The organism is Compostibacter hankyongensis, assembly GCF_039541075.1.
In the GTDB taxonomy this organism is placed as follows: domain Bacteria; phylum Bacteroidota; class Bacteroidia; order Chitinophagales; family Chitinophagaceae; genus Compostibacter; species Compostibacter hankyongensis.
In genome coordinates, this window is the sequence record NZ_BAABFN010000008.1 from 1 (window position 1) to 5968 (window position 5968).

Consider the following 5968-nt stretch of genomic DNA (forward strand, 5'->3'; position numbering starts at 1 on the left):
CGACGTGCGGATGGTGCTGACCGAGCAGACAGACCTTTCCCAATACATGGCCACCATGGAGCCCGCCAATACGGCAAAGGAGAGTGCGCTGTTCTACAATGTCGATCAAACCCGCACGGCAAAACCTCAGGGCTACCCCGAGGACGAGACCACCACCCCGAATACGGCCGTAGCCCGCCTCAATGCCCGGGAGCCGGACCGGAGGATAGGCCCCTCAATCATCCTGAAGGTGATGGCCGGAGACACCCTGCAGGCAGCCGTCCGGGGCTATTACCACCAGCAGGGTACAGCTCCCGATCAGCCTTCCATCCCGGCTGAGGAGATGGTCAGCTCCCTGCTGGCTGCGCTGCCCGGATTGGCCGGACCTGCCGATCCGGGACACCAGGCATCCGCATTCGGCGCCGGTCGGGACCAGGGCCCCAGGTTCACGGCGGGTGACCTGCAACAACTCAAAGAGAAGGACCCGCAGACGGTGAATAATCAAAAACCCCGCGCATATCTGAATTATGTATTCTTTGACAATCAGCTTAACTTCGTAGAAGAAGGCAGCGGGGTGAAGCAGGTGCAGGCAGAGCCGGACGTGCTGGAGACGCTCTCCAGCGGACAGGTCGTAGCCAAAAAATCCGGCTATGTGTATGTCTACACCAGCAACGAAAGCCAGCAGGACGTGCTCTTTGACAACCTTGTGGTGACCCAATCCACCGGTCCTATACTGGAAGAGACCCATTACTATCCCTTTGGCCAAACGATGGCGGGCATCAGTACCTTGGCTCCCCTCCGGCTGGAGAACCGGTTCAAGTACAACGGCAAGGAGCTGAATCACCTGGAATTCAGTGATGGAGTGGGGTTGGATATCTATGATTACGGTTTCCGCAATTATGACCCGCAGATCGGACGGTTTATAGAGCAGGATCCCATAACCGACAATCTTGCTACGTTAAGCCCCTATCAATATGCAGCCAATGATCCGATTGCTAATATTGATGTGGATGGGTTAGTGCCCTTCGGCATTCCCTGTCCCGGTACTTCTTCGCTAGCGATATTTTTTGAAAAGGTAGGTGCAGGCATTTCGCAATTTGCCAATTCACCGTTAGCGCGTGCATTAAGCATATCGATACATACCCTGCAAGATGCCGGTATGATCCAGAATGCAATATCCACCAGCAATATGATCAACAATGCCTTCACAGCTGTAGGGGTGGGGATTGTATCGAAAACGGGTAACACAGGCGGATCTTGGCCACATCCCATACATATACGTTCATTTGCTCCGTATGAAACCTTTGGTGGAGGCTTTGAAGGAGATAGTAGAGGTTATAGTACAGCTTTGGGACTTGGAGAAGGGGGAAGCGTTACATCAAGAGTTCAGTATGCTTTTTCTGTAGACCCAAGTGCCCGGACATTCAATGTAGGGCATGTATGGAGTAATGAAAGTAGACACCCAATATTGGGAACAGCCAATGCTACTCCAAATGATAAGGCTAACATTACTGGATTTTCCTCTTCAATGGATAAAGAGGGAAATAGTACTGTCTCATTCACGGCAAATTTGTCTGCTGCAAATCCTTTAACAGAACCTCTTTCTCCTGACATAGACGTTCATACAAAATTTACATTAACTGAAAACGAAAGGAAAGGAACATTAAATGTAAATGTAGTGCAGACAGGAGATGCTTTCCCTTCTGCAGAAGTATTCATTGGAGATACTAATGGGAATCAATTATTTATTGGTGTAAGTCCTGCAATGGGCAATCCTTATACAAGTCTTCGGGGAGACAATCATAGGCCGATGATTTCTGTAAAGTTTACTGTTACTATGGATAAAAAAGGCGTTTTTACAAGCGTTATCCAAGGCAATAAAACATATACACTAAATCAATGGAAAAAATTGATGCAATCTCAGCCAACGACCAAATAAAACGCCATGAAAATTTTAAAGACAAATTGGGTTAATATTTTGATTGTTTTTGTAGGAGTATATTTATATGCAATATTTGCTGTGCATAGATATCATTCTTCGTTCAATCTTTTTCAAGCATTTATTTCAGCTGGTATATCTGTTTGTTTATATGGTATTTTGTTTTGGCTATTGTTTATAATCTTACTAATTATACTTGATTTATTATTAATAGTAAAAAGTCAAAAGAATTTAAGGTCAAAGCTATTATTTGAATGGATTTTGATAAGTCTACCCTTTATTTATTGGGCAATAAAATATAAAGAATGGATTTTTTTAGTGGGTGTTTTAATATTTTTAATAACACAGTTTTTAAGAGAGAAATTGATATTGCAGAGTACGCCTAATTAATACAAAGACACTGACTATATCGGTGGCTTTTTTTATTTATCGGGACCATACCCTGCTATATTTCCCGACGGAGGAGGGCAGGATACGGTATGTGCCGGCTCATGGCAGCACTGCCGCCGGCTATACCTATGACTATTTTGTCAGGGATCATTTGGGCGATGTACGGATGGTGCTGACCGAGCAGAAGGATTTTTCCCAATACATGGCCACCATGGAGCCGGCCAATACGGAGAAAGAGAATGCCCTGTTCTACAATGTAGATCAAACCCGCATGGCAAAACCTCAGGGCTACCCCGAGGATGAGACCACCACCCCGAATACGGCTGTTGCCCGCCTAAATGCCCGGGAGCCGGACCGGAGGATAGGCCCCTCGATCATCCTGAAGGTGATGGCCGGGGATACCCTGCAGGCAGCCGTCCGGGGCTATTACCACCAGCAGGGTACGGCTCCCGATCAGCCTTCCATCCCGGCCGAGGAGATGGTCAGCTCCCTGCTGGCTGCCCTGCCAGGATTGGCCGGACCTGCCGATCCGGGGCACCAGGCATCTGCGTTCACCGCCAGTCAGGACCAGGGCCCCAGGTTCACGGCGGGTGACCTGCAGCAGCTCAAAGAGAAGAACCCGCAGACGCTAAATAACCAAAAGCCCAGGGCCTTTTTGAATTATGTATTCTTTGACAATCAGCTTAACTTCGTAGAAGAAGGCAGCGGGGTGAAGCAGGTGCAGGCGGAGCCCGATGAGCTGGAGACGCTATCCAGCGGAGAGGTTGTAGCCAAAAAGTCCGGCTATGTGTACGTCTATACCAGCAACGAAAGCCAGCAGGATGTGCTCTTTGACAACCTTGTGGTGACCCAGTCCACCGGTCCGGTACTGGAGGAGACGCATTATTATCCTTTCGGCCAGACGATGGCGGGCATCAGTACCTTGGCTCCCCTCCGGCTGGAGAACCGGTTCAAGTACAACGGCAAGGAGCTGAACCATCTGGAATTCAGCGACGGGGTAGGTTTGGAATGGTACAGTTACGGCATGCGGGAATATGATCCGCAGATCGGCCGTTTCCCCCAGCTGGATCCGCTCACCGACAAATTTCCTGCGTTAACTCCTTACCAGTACGCCAGCAATGATCCCATTGCCAATATTGATCTGGACGGGTTGGAGGGGGTGCCTATCTTAAATGCTTTCAGATCCGGAAGCGAATTTGTAGTGGTCGCTGCCAAGCCGGTAACTACTTCCGCAAAGATCGTAAGCAAATTCTGGAAGATAGAAAGTATTGGCAGTATTTCTTTACACAGTTTGCAGATCGCCAATACCGTTGTTAACGTCGCTATTGATACGAAGCAAGTAGGAAACAGTGTTGCGGGGAATATGGCCCGGCCTAATCCGACGAATGCTTTATTTGCTAACTTTGAGACACCGGATGACAAAGCCCAAAATGCCTTTATAAACTTCTATAGAGATGTAGATTTCGAGCATGGGCAACTTATGCCGGCAGAAAGTGAATTCGGGGATAGTTTCTTCGGGCATAGAAAAGCATTAAACGGCTTATATGTAGGAGCAGATGGTTACCCATTATCTCCTTCGGAGGAAGCTATTCAAAAACAAGTAGATGCGGATGTAGCAATCTTTTCGATTATAGATGGTCCAGGGGAGTTTGAGTTGCCATTTCAGGCTCATCATTTTGCAACAACTAAAAACACATTTTGGACTCCCAAAATGGAGACTATTGCGAAAAAGTTTGGGCTAGAATTGAAAGGTGAATGGAACATAAAAAGAATACCTCACTTAGGAAGGCATCCCAACGAATACCATGAATTTGTCTTTGCGTACATGGAGAAAGCAGCCCAAGAAGCAGGCACTAGTCAAGAAAAATTCTTAGAATTATTTGAGAAGTATATCAAACAACCAGTGATTCATAATCCAAAACTTTTACGTAAATCAGGATGGAAAAGATGAAAAAATATTATTTTTTAGGAGGGAAGCATACTAAAGTCGGTACAGTAGCCTTTGCTTCTGGGGAAATTAAACTAAATCATGAGTTAATTTCAGAACTTGAAGATAAATCAATAGTGCCTTTTGATTTTGTCTTGAGAAAAGCAATAGAAGGACGAGATCAGCTTATATATAGTGAGGATCTAAGTGAATTAAGTGTATTGTGGCAAGATTATCAGGCTAATAGTTTAGCGTGGCCCATGATGTCAGAGAAAATGAAAAATATAATACAAGTGAATTTGAAAGGGAACGAGGAATTAGATTGGATTACTTGTACTGTTAAGGCTAATGAAGAATGTAAGACATATTATATATTGAGATTTAATAAAATGTTAGATGTGTTGAATATAGAAAAAACATTGTTTATTAATGGAACAGATAACGTATTACAGCCTTGCTTCTCGTTAGATAAGCTAAAAGATTACAATGTTTTCACAAAACCATTTTCTTATAATTTATGGAAAATCACTCCTGCTATTTATATAAGCGAAGAATTAAAAAAAGAAATGCAGAAGGCGTTATTGACTGGAATAACCTTTGAGGAGACAAGGGTGGAATGAAGAGTCGGCATCAGAAAAAGATTACTGCCCGCGATCAAAAAATCATCAAGGGGATATTTAATTTTTTCAGGGAAGTATTCCCGATACTGGTGCAATAACTGCCACTGGAACTTCAAGATAAGTAGAGGCGAGGCCTTAGTTGATGGAGAAATTAAACACTGAGAGAGTAATAGTTCTCAATGAATAGATGATTTTACTAAAACAATCATTCATTATAATGGCGAGTGGGTAGATGGAGTTTTGAAAGCAGTTGATGATTTTAAAGTCAAGTAATCTATGAAAGTTCGTTGTATCTATAATACCGGAGAAGCATTAAGGGGTTATGAAAATAAGCCTTTAAGCAAAGATGAATTGGGAAAGTTTGGGTCTACGGGACATACTGAATTTGGGTTAATAATTGGTAAGGAATACATAGTAATGGGAATGATTTTGGGTGAAGGGACTTTGGATTACTTAATAGACGATGGCGGGTACGCTTCTGCATATCCATATCCTCTTTTTGACGTTATTGATAATAAACTTCCTTCAAGTTGGTTTTTTAAATCATTAAAAAACACGGATGAAAACTATCCCTATCAGGAAGCTATTTGGGGGTACTACGAATTAGTCTTTGATGATACCCACTATGAAAAACTGGTAGATGTTGACGAAGATGCCCAACGAATATACTTCAGACGAAAGATAGCGTTGGAAAGAGAATTAGAAGAGTAACAATAACCTAAAGTCTGGCAAGGCTATGCTTTTTTCAGTGGGTTTTTGAGAAAGGGATAAAATTTGTGGGATCAATAGGTCATTCGCCATGCAGGCTACCACCATACTTTATAATGAGCTGGACCGGCCTACTATAACGACCCTGTATAACACATCCAAAACAGTAACCCAGCTGCAGGCAGACGTCGATAATGCCGTAAGTACCAGTAGCGTCACGGTGACCCAGAGCGGAGACCCTATCCAGGACCTGGTGGTCAATCACCGGGATCCCGGTATTTCTGTTTATAAAGCCCGGGGCAGCATCACCTTCGCCGCAGACGCCGGGGGCAGCTTCAGCAGCGGCGCCGGAGATGAGTTTGTCGCCGAGATAGACCCGGCTGCTACTACGCCCACGGTGAGGAC

Annotated in this window: 6 protein-coding genes; all 6 read left to right on the forward strand. The window is 44.8% G+C overall.

All coding sequences use genetic code 11. The features are described from left to right. Window positions 1-1918 (forward strand): RHS repeat-associated core domain-containing protein (locus tag ABD851_RS14240; protein WP_344980426.1); only part of this gene is annotated, 1918 nt, incomplete at its 5' end. 6 nt (window positions 1919-1924) lie between these two features. Then, entirely contained in the window at window positions 1925-2308 is a 384-nt protein-coding gene (locus ABD851_RS14245; protein ID WP_344980429.1) for a hypothetical protein, read from the forward strand. A gap of 22 nt (window positions 2309-2330) precedes the next feature. Then, the gene (locus tag ABD851_RS14250; protein ID WP_344980431.1) at window positions 2331-4259 is read left to right on the forward strand and encodes an RHS repeat-associated core domain-containing protein; all 1929 of its coding nucleotides are present in this window, start codon (window positions 2331-2333) and stop codon (window positions 4257-4259) included. Continuing rightward, window positions 4256-4855: an imm11 family protein gene (locus tag ABD851_RS14255; protein WP_344980433.1), complete on the forward strand. Its 600-nt coding sequence runs from the start codon at window positions 4256-4258 to the stop codon at window positions 4853-4855. The genes ABD851_RS14250 and ABD851_RS14255 overlap by 4 nt, the downstream gene beginning before the upstream one ends. Before the next feature lie 276 nt (window positions 4856-5131). Next, entirely contained in the window at window positions 5132-5566 is a 435-nt protein-coding gene (locus tag ABD851_RS14260) for a hypothetical protein (protein ID WP_344980435.1), read from the forward strand. Between the two features lie 88 nt (window positions 5567-5654). Continuing rightward, a partial coding sequence (locus tag ABD851_RS14265; protein WP_344980437.1) for a hypothetical protein occupies window positions 5655-5968 on the forward strand: 314 nt, incomplete at its 3' end.

Bases quoted from the DNA above. Each gene is read 5' to 3' on its own strand.
- ABD851_RS14245 (WP_344980429.1), top strand. From the start codon at position 1,925: ATGAAAATTTTAAAGACAAATTGGGTTAATATTTTGATTGTTTTTGTA.
- ABD851_RS14260 (WP_344980435.1), top strand. From the start codon at position 5,132: ATGAAAGTTCGTTGTATCTATAATACCGGAGAAGCATTAAGGGGTTAT.
- ABD851_RS14255 (WP_344980433.1), top strand. From the start codon at position 4,256: ATGAAAAAATATTATTTTTTAGGAGGGAAGCATACTAAAGTCGGTACA.